Below are 17119 nucleotides of genomic sequence, written 5' to 3' on the forward strand. Positions count from 1 at the left end.
GTTTGACGACCACGGCACTGGCGTGCGCCAGGAATGCGCCCGCGCCCGCGGCCAGGAACTCCCGGCGGCGTCCCGGACTCACCAGCGCACCGAGCGCGGCCACGCCGAGCCAGCCCAGGCTGTGCTCCCCGAAATGCGAAAGACCGCGGGCGGCTGCCAGTACGCCGGGCCGACCGGCAACGGCCGACTGCACGGCCACCAGCGCGAGGTCCTCGCCTGTGGGCGGTACGACCGGATCAGCGATCACGGGATGCCACGACCCCCTGCTGTCCGGAGTTCAGCACGCTCTCCCACCGTTGTTTGCTCGTCAGCATCGGCAGGGCGTCGCGGTACACCCTGCGCATCCGGTTGAACTTGCGCGCCAACAGCAGGTGCTGGCGCAACGATGTCCGCAGCAACTCGATCATCTTCTCGCGGTCTCGCTGCCGGAAGACCACTCCGCGGCCGTCCGCGGTCGTCACGGTGACACCGTCGACCCTGCAGAGCAGAAACCAGCGGGCGTCCTGGGTGGCGACGTTGAGCTGGGGCCGCTGGTGATGGGCCGGATCGTGCTCGGTGAGCTGATGCGCCACGCCGCGAAGCAGCCGAAGTGCGATGGCCGGCTTGGAGGTCGGGATCTTCACCTTCTTGCGGCGCTTGTCCGACGGAGGCGGAAGCGCGGTGGCTCCCGGCAGCACGACGGCATCGGGGTACCCGCTGCGCATCGCCCGTACATCCGGCAGCGCGGACTCCAGGATGGAGAAGATGTGCTGGGGACCGGCCAGGAAATCGGCCATCGCCCGGTTCTGGATCGCGACGGTCGAATATTCAAGGCAAAGAAGGTGTTTCAGCGTGGCCTTGATCGACGAGGCGAGAAGGCCGCCGACCCCACCGTCCCAGTGCAGGGCGGCCACGGCCAGTCGGTTGCGCAGGTGGAAGTACGCCTGCCAGTCGATCGCGTCGTCCTTGTCGCTCCACGCCATGTGCCAGATCGCCGCCCCGGGCAGGGTGACCGTGCCGTAGCCGTGCTCGGCCGCGCGCAGCCCGTACTCGGCGTCGTCCCACTTGATGAACAGCGGCAACGGCTGGCCCAGTTCCTCGGCCACGTGCCGCGGGATCATGCACATCCACCAGCCGTTGTAGTCCACGTCGATCCGGCGGTGCAGCAGCTTGCTGCGGTCCTCCTCGTCGACCAGCGGGTACTTGGCGAAGTCGTGGTCGTACTCGGTGTTGGGGGCGTTGGTCCACATGAAGTTCGCCCGGTCGACGACCTCGCCCATGACGTGCAGGTGAGACGGTTCCTGCAGGTTGAGCATGTGCCCGCCGACCAGCGTGGGCGACCTGGCGAACCTGTTCATCGCCAGCGCGCGCAACACCGAGTCCGGCTCGATCCTGATGTCGTCGTCCATGAACAGGATCTGTTCGCAGTCGGTGTTCTTCAGCGCCTCGTACATCACCCGGCTGTAGCCGCCCGACCCGCCGAGGTTGGGCTGGTGGTGCACCGACAGCCGGGAACCCAGCGCCGCCGCCGCGGCGGCGAAGCCCGGGTGGTCCTGGGCTTTGTCGGTTCCCTGATCTGAGACGATGACCGCACCGATCACCTTGTCCACCAGCGGATCCGATGTCAGTGCGGCCAGCGCGTTGACACAGTCGGACGGTCGGTTGAACGTCGGGATGCCGACCGTGACATCGGCCCGCCCCGGCGCGGGCGTCGGCGCGTACCAGCTGGCGCTGCGCAGCGTGACCGCCGAGTTGGTGGTGATGTCGAACCAGATCCACCCGCCGTCCTCGAACGGGTCGAGCCCGATCTCGAACTCCACCACGGCGGTCTCTGCGTCACCGCTGGCGAACGAGTCGCCGCTGACGGTGATGCGGGCGCCGGTGGCCTTGGTGCGGTAGACGTCGACGCGGCCGCTTCCGGTCAGCTCGACCCGCAGCACGACCGAGTCCAGCGTCGACCAACGGCGCCAGTAGCTGGCCGGGAACGCGTTGAAGTACGTCGCGAAGGACACCTCGGACTCGGCACCGATTTCCAGTTCGGTGCGCGTCGGCGGATGAGCGCGCCGCGCGTTGGTGACCGACTCCTCGATGTAGAGCTTTCGGACGTCGAGCGGCTCGCCGGGTCGCGGCAGGATGATGCGGGCCAGCAGGCTGACAGCCCTTGACTGTCCGGCCTCGAGCGCGCCGGACGGGATGTCACTCAACGGTGCCTCTTTTCATGGGGTGTTGCTTTCTGTTTCGGAGTCGACCAACGGCGCGCCGTCGCGCAGGTGGGGCGCGAGGGTGTTGTCGTACATGTTCAGCGCGCTGGCGATGGCCATGTGCATGTCCAGATATTGATAGGTGCCGAGGCGGCCACCGAAGAGCACCTTCGATGAGGCCGTCTCGGCCCGTGCCCGCCCACGGTAGGCACCCAGCACCGCACGGTCGGCGTCGGTGTTGATCGGGTAGTACGGCTCGTCGTCGTCGGCCGCGAACCGGGAGAACTCCCGCATGATCACGGTCTTGTCGGCCGGGTACGACCGTTCGGGGTGGAAATGACGGAACTCGTGGATCCGGGTGTAGGGCACTTCGATGTCGTTGTAGTTCATCACCGGCGTGCCCTGGAAATCCCCACAGTCGCGCAGCACCTCGAGCTCGAAATCCAGCGTGCGCCAGCCCAACCGACCGTCCACGTAGTCGAAGTAGCGGTCCAGCGGACCGGTATAAACAACGGGAGCCCCCGGGTTCGAACTGCGCAACGTGTCACGGACGTCGAACCAGTCGGTGTCGAGCCGGACTTCGATACGGTCGTCGGCGGCCATGTTCTGCAACCAGGCCGTGTAGCCGTCGACGGGCAGGCCCTCGTAGGTGTCGTTGAAGTAGCGGTTGTCGAAGGTGTAGCGCACCGGCAACCGGTTGATGACCGACGCCGGCAGATCAGCGGGGTCGGTCTGCCATTGTTTGGCGGTGTAGCCCTTGACGAACGCCTCGTACAGCGGACGGCCGATCAGCGAGATCGCCTTCTCCTCGAGGTTCTGCGCCTCGGCGGAGTCGATCTCGCTGGCCTGCGCCTTGATCAGCGCCCGTGCCTGGTCGGGGGTGAAGTACCGGCCGAAGAACTGGCTGACAAGGCCAAGACCCATCGGGAACTGGTAGGCCTGCCCGTCGTGCAGCGCGAACACCCGGTGCTGATAGCCGGTGAACTCGGTGAACTGCCTGACGTAGTCCCACACCCGCTGGTTGCTCGTGTGGAACAGGTGCGCGCCGTAGCGGTGCACCTCGATGCCGGTCTCCGGTTCGGGCTCGGAGTAGGCGTTGCCACCGATGTGGGGGCGCCTGTCGACGACGAGCACGCGCTTGCCCAGCTGCGTCGCGGCGCGCTCGGCGATCGTCAGACCGAAGAACCCGGAACCGACGACAAAGAGATCGAAGTCCTCGTTGGGCGGGAGCTCGACGGCGCGGGGATCAGGAGAGATCATCGGCAGCAAGGGTATCCGACCACCGTCGGCGGGCCCGACTTGGCCGAGCCGGGCAGGTCGCAATTAGCTCACGATTCCGCATCGTCACTCTAGTCCCACGAGTCACATCAGTACCATCGAGGCGTACGAAGAATCACGCACAGCTAGCCGATTCCGGTAGCGATTTTCTACGTCCATGTATTGAGGAGACTTCCGTGCCGAACCGACGTCGACGCCGGCTCTCGACAGCCTTGAGCACAGTCGCCGCTCTGGCAGTCGCAAGTCCAGTTGCAGTTGTTGCCGTAGCCGAAATGTCCGCAGCGCCCGAGCGGGCGCCGGAACACCGCGAGTTCGTCCAGGCCGCCACCATCACAGATCTACCCGGCGAGCTGATGACCGCGCTCTCACAGGGCCTTTCACAATTCGGCATCAATCTGCCGCCGTTGCCGACGGGCCTGCTCACCGGGTCGGCGCCGACGGCATCCACCACGCTGAGCCCCGGGCTGGGGACCACCGGTCTGATGCCGGGCCTGACCGGAGCTCCGTCACTGACCGATCCCGGCCTCGCCAACCCGGCGCTCACCAGCCCCACCTTGACGACTCCGGGCTTGACGACTCCGGGCTTGACGACTCCGGGCTTGACGACGCCCGGCTTGACGACACCGTCGCTGACCGACCCTGCACTGGCCTCCCCCGGCCTCACCGTGCCCGGCGTCAGCACCGACGGTCTGACCACACCTTCGCTGACCGACCCGGCGCTGACCACACCGGGCCTGAGCACCCCGCCGGCGCTGACCGACCCCGCCCTGGGCGTGGCCCCGATCTCCACCTCCGGCCTGCCCGCGACCGGGGAGATCCCGATCTCGGCTCCGATCGGCCTGGATCCGGCGCTGGGCGGCTACCCGATCATGGGGGATCCGTCGCTCGCCATGCCGGCGGCCTCCAGCAGCGGGGGCCTGCTCGGCGATCTGACCAGCGCCGCCAACCAGTTGGGCGCCGGTGAGGCGATCGACCTGCTCAAGGGCGTCCTGATGCCCGCGATCATGTCGGCGGTCAAGCCCGCGGGCGTTCCCGCGGCGGCCGCGGCCGCCGCACCCATCGAGACCGCGGCCGGCACCGTCGGCGCCGAGGAAGCACTGGCAGCAGAAGCACCGCTCGAGCCTGGCGCGTGAGAATCGCGGCAGTCCAGTAGTCCTGCCACCGAACGGCACCGCAGAAGCACCCATGCTCTGCGGTGCCGTTGCAGGTGCGTGCACACTTTTTCCCCGGATTGAATCCCCGAACGGCCGTGTCGCAACACGAGTACCAACTGGCACATACGTAACATCAGCCCGTGCCGTGTCGTCGTCCCGCGCCATCGATACTGTTCACCGCGCTCGCGGCGACAGTGGTGCTGCTGCCCTGGGCGCTCTCCGGCGCGCCCGGTGACGACCCGACGCCGCAGGTCGCCGCGCCCGAGGTGGCGCAGCAACCGCTGACCGATCTCGGCGGCGGCGAGACGATTCGCGAGATCCACCAGGAGACGCCGTTCTCGATGGTCGCGCTGACCGCAGAGGACCTGACCGGCACCACCGCCCGGGTGCGCGCCGAGAAGGCGGACGGCTCCTGGGGTCCGTGGTACGAAGCCGAACAACTCGGCGGCGTCGGTGCCGACCTGCCCGGCCCCCGGGGCACCGAAGCCGTGTTCGTCGGCCGAACCACCACGGTGCAGATCGCCGTCACCCGCCCGGCCGACGCCCCGGCCACCGCACCCGCAGCGCCGGGGGAGGACGACCGGCCGCCCCTGGGCTACGTCCCGGCCAATGTGGAACAGCCGTTCGGGCAGAATCTCAACGCGGTCCTCATCAGCCCCCCCGAGACGCCGGCCGACCTGCTGCCGCTCCCGAACGCCGCCACTCCGCCGGGCCAACCGCCGAACATCATCAACCGCACCCAGTGGGGCGCCGACGAAGCGATGCGTTGCGGAGATCCGCGGTACGACAGCAGGCTTCAGGCTGGGGTCGTGCACCACACGGCGGGCAGCAACGACTACCTGCCGGGAGATTCGGCTGGGATCGTCCGGTCGATCTACGAGTACCACACCCGCACCCTGGGCTGGTGCGACATCGCCTACAACGCGATGGTGGACAAGTACGGGCAGGTCTTCGAAGGCCGAGCGGGCGGCATGACCCGCCCCGTCGAGGGCGCACACACCGGCGGCTTCAACCACAACACGTGGGGGGTCGCGATGCTCGGCAACTTCGAGGTGGTGCCACCGACACCGATTCAGCTGCGCACCACGGCACGGCTGCTGGGCTGGGTGCTGGGCCAGGCTGGTGTCGACCCGCTGGGCGCGGTGGTGCTGCCGTCCGAGGGCGGCGCGTTCACCAAGTTCCCGTTCGGCGCCTCACCGACGCTGCCGGCGATCTTCACCCATCGCGACGTCGGCAACACCGAGTGCCCGGGCAACGCGGCGTACGCGCTGATGGGACAGGTCCGCGACATCGCCGCGCGGTTCAACGATCCGCCGGGTCCCGACCAGCTGGCCGAGATGCTGCGCGGCGGCGCGATCCACGCGAAGTGGGAAGCGCTGGGCGGCATGAACAGCTACCTGGGTCGTCCGACGTCACCTGAATCCGCCGGCGAGGGCTCGGCGCGGTACGTGAGGTTCGAACGCGGGGCGGTGTACTGGTCTCCCGAGAGTGGGGCCGAACCCGTCACCGGCGAGCTCTACAAGGCGTGGGGCGCGCTCGGCTTCGAGCGGGGCGCGTTGGGCCTGCCGACCAGCGCCGAGATCGCCGCACCGCTGTGGATCGTGCAGAACTTCCAGCACGGCACGCTGAACTTCGACCGGGAGAACGGCCACGTGATCCGCGTCATCGACGGCGTCCCCGTCGAGCTGCCGCCGGCACCCGCCGACCTGGCGCCGATACAGCTGGAGCGGTTCACCCCGCCCAGCAACCCCGTCTGAGCTCGGGTCAGTTGAGGTCGCCGGCAGTGGTCGCCACGTCGTCGCCGAACCACTTCTCCTTGTGAGGTTGTAGGTTCCGTCTTCGCGCATTCGGAACAGTGTCTGGTTGGTCGGCTTGCGAAGTGGGCTGTTGACGTTGAACACGAAGCCTTGATCTTCTTCCTGGAACACCGGCCCGGCCATGACTGCGACCCCTTCACCGCGGTGGGCGACGTAGTAGTGCAGCACAGGCGCATCGATGACCACCGCGTCGTAGCCCTCTTCGCGCAGCAGTTGATAGGACTCCTCGATGGTCTCGGTCTCGGTGGCATCGATGCCCATCCCACGCAGGAACGCGGCCGACGTCGTGTCGCCGACGGTCGCGATCGACTTGTCGTACAGGTCGGCCGGGCCGCTGATCTTGGCATCCAGCTTCGCCACGGTCAGGGTCGCACTGAGGTTGGCAGAGTAGAACGCGACGAAGACGATGCCGGCGAAACCCCATAGGATCGCCAGCGCCTGGGTGAACGCTCTTGTTGCCGTGGTGCTGTTCTTGCCCACCAGCGATCCGATCCCCCAGCCGAAAGACTGGACGATTCCCGGGAGGGCCGGGTGTGCTGAACGGGAACGATGATCTGCAGGCCGGCATCGGCTGTGGGATGGGAGAAGAGTGCCGTTTTCGAACAGCGCAGCGAGAAACGGTGTGGTGTCCGGCAGGGACGCCAGCACGGTGCCACTGTGATCGTCGTTGGGGTAGATCTTGAGCACCACGTCCTGGTTGTGCGCCTGCAATTGGTCATAGAGCACCAGCGACGACTTCGCCGGCACGTCGCGGTCCAGTAGGCCGGCACCCAGGAAGATCGGTCGGTCATAGCCGGTCACCGGTGTACCCATGTAGTCGTCGAGCGCTTCGGTCACACCAGCCAGAGAGGCCAGCGGCGCGCTGAAGAATCGCGTCGGCGTCATGCCGGACAACTCCTCATCCGACTGGGGCTTACACACGGTCTCGGCCTTGTCGACGGCTTCGACACCTTCCGGGGTGAGCACACTGTTGACGTCGATGTCGGGACGTGCCTCACGGAACCCCGCCAGAATGTAGGCGGTGTAGCTGTTGGCAGCAGGTCCGAGCTCTGCAGGCAGTTGAAGGTCGGGCCCACCCACTTGACGACGCTCTCGATGTTGGCCGGGGTGCCGGTAGCCACTAACCGCGGTAGTCCAGTCCACTGCCTGCACTGAACTCTGAGGCCCAGCGCGCGCTGTTGACCGCGGCGCCCCCTCCTTGGGACTGCCCGACAATGGCCCACTGCGGGGACAGCGGAAGTCCCATCTGGTGCGCGGCGATCACCGAGTCGACAACTGCATGTGCGGTGGACACGCTGTTGAGATAGCTCATCAACCCTGGAGTGCCCAGCCCTACATAGTCGGTACCGACCACCGCGTACCCCAGGTCCAGCCAATGGCTGAGGTACTCGTTGTCGCGGGCGCTTCGCGGCCGCGCCGACGGTGTGCAGTCGTCCCCGAGACCGACGGTGCCGTGCGCCCAGGCGATCACCGGCCAACCTCCCTGCGGGGGAGCATTTTTGGGGGTGAACACCACCGCCGTGCTGACCGCGGGCCGGTCATGCTGGTTACGCGTGGAGTAGAGGATCCGGTACTCCGCACCCGCGCCGGTCACTGACAGTCCAGGATTCAGCGGGGCCCGGGCGATCAACACCCCACCTTCAGGGGGGGACGATCCCGTCGTAGAAGCGCACGTCCAAGGTCGACCAGTCGGGATCAGCGGCAACCGCGGGCGGGGCGAGCCCGACGACACCTGTGACTGCACCGATCGTTGCCATCGCCACCGTGAGCACGATTCTCGTCAAGCCGATCCGCATCACGCCAGACAAGATATCCGAGCGCCGTAATCGAGGGTGCAGCACCTCGGCCCGGCTTCACAGCCACCAGCGCTCGAGCACCCGGGCCACCCCGTCCTTGACGTTGGTGGTGGTGACCTCGTCGGCGGCGGCGACCGCGTCGGGGTGCGCATTACCCATCGCCACGCCCAGACCCGCCCAGCTCAGCATCGGCACGTCGTTGGGCATGTCGCCGAAGGTGACCACATCGGCGGCGGCGACCCCCAGCGGGCGGGTCAACTCCTCGATGCCGGTCGCCTTGCTCACCCCCAGCGGCATGATCTCCACCAGGCCGTTGTTGGTGGAATAAGTGATGTCACCCTGGAGCCCGATGTGCTTGGCCAGTTCGGCAGCCATGTCAGCGCTGGTGGCGCCCCCTTTGCGGATGAGCAACTTGATCGCGGGGGCGCTGAGCAGGTCCTGGATCGACACCTCGGTGTTGTCGGGATTGAGCCACGCATGTTCGTAACCCGGTGAGCTGACGAACTGCGGGGTGGCGGCGTCATGAGCGCTGCGGCCCACCCGCTCGACGGCCAGACCTGCGCCGGGGATCACCCGGGTGGCGATCTCGGCGAGTTCACCGAGAACGTCGGCCGACAGTGAGCGGGCCGACACGATGCGGTCTGTCGAGGGGTCGTAGATCACCGCACCGTTGGCGCACACCGCCATCGGGGCGAAACCGAGTTGGTCGACGATGGGCCGGACCCAGCGCGGGGGACGGCCGGTGGCGAGGACGAACGTCGCACCGCCGTCGACGACGGCGCGCACCGCGGCCCGGGTTCTCGGGCTGACGTTCTCGTCGTCGTCGAGGAGCGTGCCGTCCACATCGGTGGCGATCACCTCCGGCCTCTGGGCACGTCCCCGCTCGGGGGACGTCATGAGCGCCGAGCCCGCCTGCGGGCCCGCTCCGCCAGTTCCGCCGCATCGAGGTCTTCGGCCTCGGCCGGAGTCGGGGCGCTACCGCCGAGGCGTCGTGGCAGCCAGAATGCACCTGGCGGCTGGGGGTAGGCCGATTGGGAGGTGCGCAGCAATTGGGTCATCTCCGAACGCATGGTGGTGGCGAGCTCCTGGGCGGCACCTTCGGGCCCAATGGGTCGTCCGATCGTCACATTGACCGGAACCTTTTTGCGCCCCAACGCTTTCGGATTGTCTTTGGTCCAGATCCGGTGCGCCCCCCAGACGATCAGCGGCACGATCGGCACCCGCGCCTCCTGCGCCATCCGCACTGCACCCGTCTTGAAATCCTTGAGCTCGAAGCTGCGGCTGATGGTGGCCTCCGGATAGACGCCGACCAGTTCACCGCGGCGCAGTGCCTGGACCGCCGCTGCGTACGCCCCCGCGCCGGCCTGGCGGTCCACCGTGATCGTGCCGGTGTGCCGGATCAACCACCCCACCACCGTCACCTCGCTCATCTCGGCCTTGATCATGAAGCGCAACCGGCGCTTGCGGTTCATCACCGCCAGTGCGGCGGGCAGGAAGTCGACGTAGCCGGTGTGGTTGATGGCGACGACGCCGCCGCCGGTGGCGGGAATGTGTTCGAGTCCCTGGTAGGTGATCCGCGTCCCGGTAGCCCTGACTGCCAGCTGCGCCGCGATTTCCAGCGTGCGGAAAACCGGTTCCATCCGGCTACCCCGGCGCCTCGGTGGATCCGTTGTCGATTCCGGGCGTGCCGGCCCGCCGGGCCGCCTTGTGAGCCGCTTCCTCGGCATCCATCCGGTCGGCCTCCCCCAACGTCGGCGCTCCTCCGCCGAGGCGATGCGGCACCCAGAACTCACCGGGTGGATGCGGCCCGTAAGCGTCCTGCACCTGCTCGAGCAGGTGCTGCATGCGGGAGTGCAGCAGCGAGGTCAACTCGGCGGCGGGCAGTGTCGGTTCGATCGGCTTGCCCACCGCGATCGAGATCGGGACCTTGGGCCGGCCCAGCTTCTTGGGGTGACCTTTGGTCCAGATGCGCTGGGCACCCCACACGATGTGCGGCACGATCGGCACGCCGGCTGCGATGGCCATCCTGGCCGCACCCGACTTGAACTGTTTGATCTCGAAGCTGCGGCTGATCGTGGCCTCCGGGTAGACGCCGACGAACTCGCCTTGCTGAAGCTTGCGGCAGGCCTCCTCGAACGAGGCCGCACCGCTGTGCCGGTCGACCTCGATATGGCGCAGGCTGCGCATGATCGGTCCGGTGACCTTGTGGTCGAAGACCTCTTTCTTCGCCATGAACCGCACCTTGCGACCAAGGTGCTGCTGGTAGGCGGGAAGCCCGGCGAACGTGAAGTCGAAGTAGCTGGTGTGGTTGATCGCGATCACCGCACCGCCGGTGCGCGGCAGGTTCTCCACGCCGGTGACGGTGAACTTCAGGCCCTGCACCCGCCATACCAGCCGGGCGAGCTGGATGACAGTGCCGTATACCGGTTCCACAACCGCAAGCGTAGTGCGCTCGGGCACACAGTCCCAGGCCGGTGCGAACACAGGGCGCCCGGCTAAGCTGCAGGGCAGGACGAACAGCTCCGGAATCGGCCATGGAAAGGATCTTTGTGCAGGTCACCAGCGTCGGGCACGCCGGCTTTCGCATCGACACCACGGCCGGAAGCATCCTGTGTGACCCGTGGGTGAACCCGGCGTACTTCGCCTCCTGGTTCCCCTTCCCCGACAACAGCGGGCTGGACTGGGCCGCACTGGGCGATGTGGACTATCTGTACGTCTCGCACCTGCACAAGGATCATTTCGACCCGCGGAATCTGAGCGAGCACGTCAACAAGGACGCCGTCGTCCTGTTGCCGGATTTTCCCGTCCCCGACCTGCGCCGCGAACTGGAGAAGCTGGGATTTCACCGGTTCTTCGAGACCACCGACTCCGTCAAGCACCGGGTCAGCGGCCCCAAGGGCGACCTGGACGTGATGGTCATCGCCCTGCGTGCGCCCGCCGACGGGCCCATCGGCGACTCCGGACTGGTCGTCGACGACGGCGTCACCAGCGTTTTCAACATGAACGACGCCCGCCCGGTGGATCTCGACGTTCTGCACGCCGATTTCGGCCAGATCGACGTGCACATGCTGCAGTACTCGGGCGCGATCTGGTACCCGATGGTCTACGACATGCCCGAGCGGGCCAAGGAGGCCTTCGGCAGCCAGAAGCGGCAGCGCCAGATGGACCGCTGCCGGCAGTACATCGCCCAGGTCGGTGCGACGTGGGTGGTCCCATCGGCCGGCCCGCCCTGCTTCCTCGACCCAGAGCTCCGCGACCTCAACGACGACCACGGCGACCCGGCGAACATCTTTCCCGATCAGGTCGTCTTCCTCAAGCAGATGCGTTCCCAGGGCCACGACGGCGGACTGCTCATGATCCCCGGATCCACCGCCGATTTCACCGGCACACAGCTGAACTCGTTGCAGCACCCGATCCCCGAAGACGACGTGACGGCCATCTTCACCACCGGCAAGGCCGACTACATCTCGGCGTACGCCGAGAGGATGGCGCCGGTACTGGCCGCAGAGAAGGCCGCCTGGGCGCCTGCCGCAGGCGAACCGCTGCTCGAGCCGCTACGTACGTTGTTCGAGCCGATCATGCTGGCCAGCGACCAGATCTGCGACGGCATCGGCTATCCCGTTGAGCTGCGGCTGGGGCCCGAGAGCGTCGTGCTGGACTTCCCGAAACGAGCTGTCCGGGAAGCGATCCCGGACGAGAAGTTCCGCTATGGCTTCGAGATCGCGCCGGAGCTGGTGCGCACCGTGATCCGCGACGGCGAGCCCGACTGGGTGAACACAATCTTCCTGTCCACCCGGTTCCGGGCCTGGCGCGTCGGAGGTTACAACGAGTACCTGTACACGTTCTTCAAGTGCCTCACCGACGAGCGGATCGCCTATGCCGACGGCTGGTTCGCCGAGGCACACGACGACACGGCGTCGATCACGTTGGACGGGTGGGAGATTCAGCGTAGATGCCCGCACCTGAAGGCCGACCTCTCCAAGTTCGGTGCGGTGGAAGGTTCCACGCTGACCTGCAATCTGCACGGCTGGCAATGGAATCTCGACAACGGCAGATGCCTGACCTCGAAGGGCCACGAGCTACGGTCGGCGAAGCTGTGAGCGCACCACCGCAGTACTACGACGACGGCCTGATCCAACTGGACCGGGAGGCGCTCACGTTGCGCCGCTACCACTTTCCCTCCGGCACATCGAAGATCATCCCGCTGCGCAACATCCGCGGTTACCGCAGCACCCCACTGGGGTTGTTCATGCAACGGTTCCGGATCTGGGGCAGTTCGGACCTGAAGCGGTGGTTGCCACTCGATGTCCGCAGACCCCTGAAATCGACGCTGATCACCCTCGATGTTCCGGGGACCTACCCGGATCCGGCGTGCACGCCGGTGCGCCCGGGGCACTTCGTCGAACTGCTCGAGGAACTACTGCAACACGCCCGCTGAGACGGCGTCACCGCTCGCGCAGGACGGTGGCCTCCAGCATCCGCTGAACCTGCCGCATCGCGGTGCGGCCGGCCGCGGCGGCCGCTTGCCGGACCCGCACCGGGTCCCCGACGCGAAGCACGCCCGGGGCGGCGACATCGGCGTAGACGCCGAGGAAGCGGTCGGTGGACTCGGCCAGCCGTCGGGTCAGGCCGCGGTCGAGTTCGAGGCCGGGTTGGGGACGGGTGGGTACCACACACCGGATGGTCGGGTTGGTGATCCGCAACGACACCGAGCCGAACTCGACGTCACCGCCCACCCAGCCGGCCTCGGGGTAGCCGCCGCCCGCGTCGTCGAGAGCCACCAGCACGTTGGGACGGAAACGGCGGACATCGTAGGTCGCGCCGGAATCCGCTCCGGCAGAAAGCGTCGCCAGGCTGGTCGTGCTGAGCACGTGAACCGGACTCAGATCCACGAACGTCCCCGGGGGCGTGGCGTAGCGGGCCAACGTCAGCATCTGCCTGGTCGAGAAAACCGACGTGTCGGGCAGCGCTTCGGAGTCGGACAGTCCGAAGTCGCGCCGGACCTCAGTGGGCGAATAGTTGGCGCGGGTCTGCCGGACCGACAATCGGTGCAGACTGGTGTCTGCGCGTGCGGGAAGCGCCGTCAGCCGAACGTCGCGCCCCAGGAAGGCCGACAGCGTGCGGTCGAGTTCGGGTTCGGCGCTGGACAGTTCGGCGCCGTCGGGCATGGTGACGATCACCTCGGGCACGTTGCCCGGCCCGACGTCCGGACCCGGCTCGACGGCGTAGCGCGCCGAACATCCCAACAGCGCGGGCACCTTCCGGGCCGACGCGGTCATGTCACGATCGAGGTCGCGGACCGCCCAGAGCCGGTCGGCGTGCACGCCGTGACGGTCGACGCGCACTTCGTCGACGGCGGTGCCGCCCCATCGACTTGACGGGAAAGCGCCACAGTTGCTCCACCCGGCCACCCATGCCGAGGCCTAGCCCGAAACCGTCTGGCGCAGTTCGGATTGCGCTTCGCTCGCGGTGTCGTAGACCCGCACCACCGCCTCATCACCGGGCTGCAGGTAGGTCGACTCCCCCAGCGGCGTGTACCTGGTGGCACCGATCCCGATCAGCACTTTCGTCGGATGACCGCTGGCGACCATCAGTGCGCCGACGTCCTCCAACGGTGTTCCCGGTGCCCCCTTCTGGTTGGCGAGCCGGTCGACCACCCAGTCCAGCAGCACCTCGCCGTAGTACGAGTAGCCCAGCAGCGGACTGTCGACCCCGTACTCGTGTTCCTGGCCGTCGGCGGTGCGCAGGTGGCACAACAGCCGCAACGTGGCGGTGGGGCCATCTGGTGTGAGATCGCTGATGTCGAAGAACTGCGGTGCAACGCCTTTCGACGCCGGACCCCAATTCTTCTTATGGCTGATCTTCGGCGCGTTCGGCCGCCGGATCGAGCAGTCGTTGAACGCCCCGAGCGCCACCGGTTGCAGCGCCGCCACGGTGTCACCGGCCCACGCGACCTCGCACACCAACCCGACCTCCGGCTCGATCTGCAGGTTGAGCGGGGTGTCACTCCGCGGCAACTTGATGGCGTCGTGCGACAGGGGGAAGTCACCGAGGAACGTGTCGTGACCCGGTGCGTACCAAGGGAAGATGCCCTTGGGTGCGCCTCCCTCGGAGGTGACGTTGACGAAGTCGTCGGCCTCGCCCGCCTGTTCCAGGTGCCCCGCGAAGTTGCCCGCGACACCGAATCCGAACCACGTCTTCAGTTCGTCGCGCTCGAGTTCGATCATGTTTTCCTCCGGGGTTCGAGGACCGACGTTCCGACGTAGGGCACCAGCGCCTCCGGCACCCGCACGCTGCCGTCGGGCTGCTGATGGTTCTCCAGGATCGCCACCAGCCAGCGTGTGGTGGCCAGCGTGCCGTTGAGTGTCGCGGCAGTCTGCGGTCTGCCGTTCTCGTCGCGGTAACGCACCGAGAGCCGGCGAGCCTGAAACGTCGTGCAGTTCGACGTCGAGGTCAGCTCCCGGTAGGTCTGCTGGGTCGGCACCCACGCCTCACAGTCGAACTTGCGCGCCGCCGACGAGCCGAGGTCACCGGCGGCGATGTCGATGACGCGGTAGGGCACCTCGATGTGGGCCAGCATCTGACGCTGCCACCCGAGCAGCCGCTGGTGCTCGGCCTCGGCATCCTCGGGTCGGCAGTAGACGAATCCCTCGACCTTGTCGAACTGGTGCACGCGGATGATGCCGCGGGTGTCCTTGCCGTAACTGCCCGCCTCCCGCCGGAAGCAGGACGACCAACCGGCATACCGCTTGGGCCCATCGGCCAGGTCGACGATCTCGCCGGCGTGGAATCCGGCCAACGGCACCTCGGAGGTGCCGACGAGGTACATGTCGTCCTCGGTGAGGTGGTAGATCTCCTCTGCGTGGGCGCCGAGGAACCCGGTGCCCGCCATGATCTCCGGCCGTACCAGCACCGGCGGGATCATCAGCGTGAAACCGTTGTCGACGGCCACCCGTACCGCGAGCTGGAACAGGCCGAGCTGGAGCAACGCCCCGGCGCCGGTGAGGAAGTAGAAGCGGGAACCGGCCACCTTCGCGCCGCGTTCCATGTCGATCAGCCCCAGCGACTCCCCCAACTCGAGGTGGTCCTTCGGATCGTCGATCGCCGGCGGCTCGCCCACGGTGTCGAGGACCCGGAAATCGTCCTCGCCGCCGGCGGGGACACCGTCGATGACGACGTTGGAGATCGCCATGTGCGCGGCGGTGAAGCGGTTCTCCGCCTCGGTCTGGGCGGCCTCGGCCGCCTTGACCTTCTCCGCCAACTCCTTGGCCGAGGCCAGCAACCCGGGACGCTCTTCGGGCACGGCCTTGCCCACCAGCTTGCTGGCGGCCTTCTGCTCGGCGCGCAGGTTGTCGGCGGTCGAGATGGCCGCGCGCCTCGCGGCGTCCGCCTCGGCGAGCGCGTCGACGAGCGCAGGGTCCTCGCCCCGGGCCTGTTGTGATGCCCGGACCGACTCGGGATCTTCGCGCAGCACCTTCAGGTCGATCACGGGCAAAACCCTACGGGGTCGCGGGAACGACCGGCACAACCACATAACGTTACAACTGCATCACTTGCCCCCGCACCTGACACGCCTGTCACAATGGAGCGGATGGCCCAGGCACCCGAACGCGCAGAGGGAAGCTCGACGCCCACCAAACAGGCTTGGTGGCGCAGCTTCCAGGCTGAGTCGACCCGTCGCGCCCTGCTGCTCACCGCGCTCGGCGGCCTGCTGATCGCCGGGGTGATCACCGCTCTGCCCCAGTCGGACCGGACGGGCAATCTCACCGCGAACTCGATCTCGCTGGGTCCACGCGGCAACGACACCTTCGACCACGCCAAGAGCGGGGATTGCCTGAACTGGCCCGATCGGACCCCCGATGCGGCCGAGATCGTCGACTGCAGCACCGAGCACCGGTTCGAGGTGGCCGAGTCGGTCGACATGCGCACCTTCCCGGGCAGCGAGTACGGCCCCGACGCCGCGCCTCCGTCGGCCGCCCGGATCCAGCAGATCAGCCAGGAGCAGTGCTCGGCCGCCGTGAAGCGTTACCTGGGCGCGCGCTTCGACCCGCACAGCCGCTTCACGATCAGCATGCTGTGGTCCGGAGACAAGGCGTGGCGGCAGTCGGGTGAGCGCAGGATGCTGTGTGGTCTGCAGCTGCCCGGCCCCAACAACCAGCAGCTGACTTTCACCGGCAGGGTCGCCGAGATCGACCAGTCGAAGGTCTGGGCCGCGGGCACCTGCCTGGGCATCGACCCGACCACCAATCAGCCCATCGACATCCCCGTCGACTGTGCTGCGCCGCACGCGATGGAGGTGACTGGTTCGGTCAACCTCGCCGAGCGGTTCCCGGACGGGCTTCCCCCCGAGCCGGAGCAGGACGCATTCATCAAGGACGCCTGCACCAAGCTGACGGATGCCTACCTGGAGCCGATCGAGCTGCGCAACACCACGCTGACGTTGATCTACAGCACCATTTCGCTGCCGAGTTGGGCGGCGGGCAGCCATCAGGTGTCGTGCAGTATCGGTGCGACGCTGGGCAACGGCGGCTGGTCGACGTTGCTGAACAGCGCAAAGGGACCGTTGATGATCAACGGTCAGCCCCCGGTCCCGCCGCCGGACATCCCCGAGGAGCGGCTGAACCTGCCGCCGATCCCGATGCCCGACATCCCGGCGGGCAGTTCGGCCGGAGCGACCGGATCGAGCGGCTCCAGTGGTTCCAGCAGCTCGACTTACGACGAGAGTCAGAGCGACCAGACCCAGCACATGCCGCAGATCGCGACCGAAACCGCACCCGCGCCGGCCGAGTCGGACCCACCCGCAGACGGACCGGCGGACGCACCGGGAACGGGCAACACCTTCCTCAACGGTCCGCCGCCACCGCCACCCGCCCCGCCCGGCGCTCCCCCGCCAC

13 protein-coding genes and 3 pseudogenes are annotated in these 17119 nt (G+C 67.5%); 5 read left to right on the plus strand and 11 right to left on the minus strand.

Features of this window, described 5'->3' with window-relative positions:
- The 3 genes and pseudogenes from WA944_RS09510 to glf form a co-directional block, all read right to left on the minus strand.
- Nucleotides 1–247: pseudogene (locus tag WA944_RS09510) on the minus strand (phosphatase PAP2 family protein); the annotation flags it as partial.
- Nucleotides 237–2183, minus strand: coding sequence for a glycosyltransferase family 2 protein (locus tag WA944_RS09515; RefSeq protein WP_526370670.1), 1947 nt, complete (start codon nucleotides 2181–2183; stop codon nucleotides 237–239). The gene WA944_RS09515 and the pseudogene WA944_RS09510, both read right to left, overlap by 11 nt.
- 12 nt (nucleotides 2184–2195) lie before the next feature.
- Nucleotides 2196–3440, minus strand: a complete 1245-nt coding sequence (gene glf / locus WA944_RS09520; protein WP_526370668.1) for a UDP-galactopyranose mutase — start codon at nucleotides 3438–3440, stop codon at nucleotides 2196–2198.
- A gap of 194 nt (nucleotides 3441–3634) precedes the next feature.
- On the opposite strand from glf, the gene WA944_RS09525 reads away from it, so the two are divergent.
- Nucleotides 3635–4591 (plus strand): hypothetical protein, encoded by a 957-nt coding sequence (locus WA944_RS09525; protein WP_526610573.1) that lies wholly within the window; start codon nucleotides 3635–3637, stop codon nucleotides 4589–4591.
- A gap of 161 nt (nucleotides 4592–4752) precedes the next feature.
- Nucleotides 4753–6369 (plus strand): N-acetylmuramoyl-L-alanine amidase, encoded by a 1617-nt coding sequence (locus tag WA944_RS09530; RefSeq protein WP_526375082.1) that lies wholly within the window; start codon nucleotides 4753–4755, stop codon nucleotides 6367–6369.
- A 369-nt stretch (nucleotides 6370–6738) separates the two neighbouring features.
- On the opposite strand, the pseudogene WA944_RS09535 reads toward WA944_RS09530, so the two are convergent.
- From WA944_RS09535 to WA944_RS09555, 5 genes and pseudogenes are all read right to left on the minus strand, one after another.
- Nucleotides 6739–6909 (minus strand): annotated as a pseudogene (locus WA944_RS09535) (transporter substrate-binding domain-containing protein); the annotation flags it as partial.
- A gap of 117 nt (nucleotides 6910–7026) precedes the next feature.
- A pseudogene (locus tag WA944_RS09540) lies at nucleotides 7027–8186 on the minus strand (alpha/beta hydrolase family protein); the annotation flags it as partial.
- Nucleotides 8187–8282: 96 nt separating this feature from the next.
- The gene (locus tag WA944_RS09545) at nucleotides 8283–9122 is read right to left on the minus strand and encodes a Cof-type HAD-IIB family hydrolase (RefSeq protein ID WP_526375083.1); all 840 of its coding nucleotides are present in this window, start codon (nucleotides 9120–9122) and stop codon (nucleotides 8283–8285) included.
- Entirely contained in the window at nucleotides 9119–9865 is a 747-nt protein-coding gene (locus tag WA944_RS09550) for a lysophospholipid acyltransferase family protein (RefSeq protein ID WP_526610575.1), read from the minus strand. The genes WA944_RS09545 and WA944_RS09550 overlap by 4 nt, the downstream gene beginning before the upstream one ends.
- A gap of 4 nt (nucleotides 9866–9869) precedes the next feature.
- Nucleotides 9870–10658, minus strand: a complete 789-nt coding sequence (locus tag WA944_RS09555) for a lysophospholipid acyltransferase family protein (protein ID WP_526375085.1) — start codon at nucleotides 10656–10658, stop codon at nucleotides 9870–9872.
- 116 nt (nucleotides 10659–10774) lie between these two features.
- Between WA944_RS09555 and WA944_RS09560 the strand changes: the two genes are divergently transcribed.
- Nucleotides 10775–12325 carry a Rieske 2Fe-2S domain-containing protein gene (locus WA944_RS09560; protein WP_526375092.1) on the plus strand — a complete coding sequence of 517 codons (1551 nt, stop codon included), beginning with the start codon at nucleotides 10775–10777 and terminating at the stop codon, nucleotides 12323–12325.
- Nucleotides 12322–12663 carry a hypothetical protein gene (locus tag WA944_RS09565; RefSeq protein ID WP_526375086.1) on the plus strand — a complete coding sequence of 114 codons (342 nt, stop codon included), beginning with the start codon at nucleotides 12322–12324 and terminating at the stop codon, nucleotides 12661–12663. Before WA944_RS09560 ends, WA944_RS09565 begins: the two co-directional genes overlap by 4 nt.
- Nucleotides 12664–12670: 7 nt before the next feature.
- On the opposite strand, the gene WA944_RS09570 is transcribed toward WA944_RS09565, so the two are convergent.
- The 3 genes from WA944_RS09570 to serS all read right to left on the minus strand — a co-directional run bounded on the left by WA944_RS09570 (nucleotide 12671) and on the right by serS (nucleotide 15714).
- Nucleotides 12671–13570: an MOSC domain-containing protein gene (locus tag WA944_RS09570; protein WP_526375087.1), complete on the minus strand. Its 900-nt coding sequence runs from the start codon at nucleotides 13568–13570 to the stop codon at nucleotides 12671–12673.
- 78 nt (nucleotides 13571–13648) lie between these two features.
- On the minus strand, nucleotides 13649–14452 hold the full coding sequence (locus WA944_RS09575; protein ID WP_526375088.1) for a DUF5718 family protein: 804 nt from the start codon (nucleotides 14450–14452) through the stop codon (nucleotides 13649–13651).
- Nucleotides 14449–15714 (minus strand): serine--tRNA ligase, encoded by a 1266-nt coding sequence (gene serS, locus WA944_RS09580; protein WP_526375089.1) that lies wholly within the window; start codon nucleotides 15712–15714, stop codon nucleotides 14449–14451. Before serS ends, WA944_RS09575 begins: the two co-directional genes overlap by 4 nt.
- 93 nt (nucleotides 15715–15807) lie before the next feature.
- Here serS and WA944_RS09585 point away from each other — a divergent pair.
- Nucleotides 15808–17119 (plus strand): septum formation family protein (locus WA944_RS09585; protein WP_526646813.1); only part of this gene is annotated, 1312 nt, incomplete at its 3' end.

The organism is Mycobacterium sp., from assembly GCF_049683355.1.
Taxonomy (GTDB): domain Bacteria; phylum Actinomycetota; class Actinomycetes; order Mycobacteriales; family Mycobacteriaceae; genus Mycobacterium.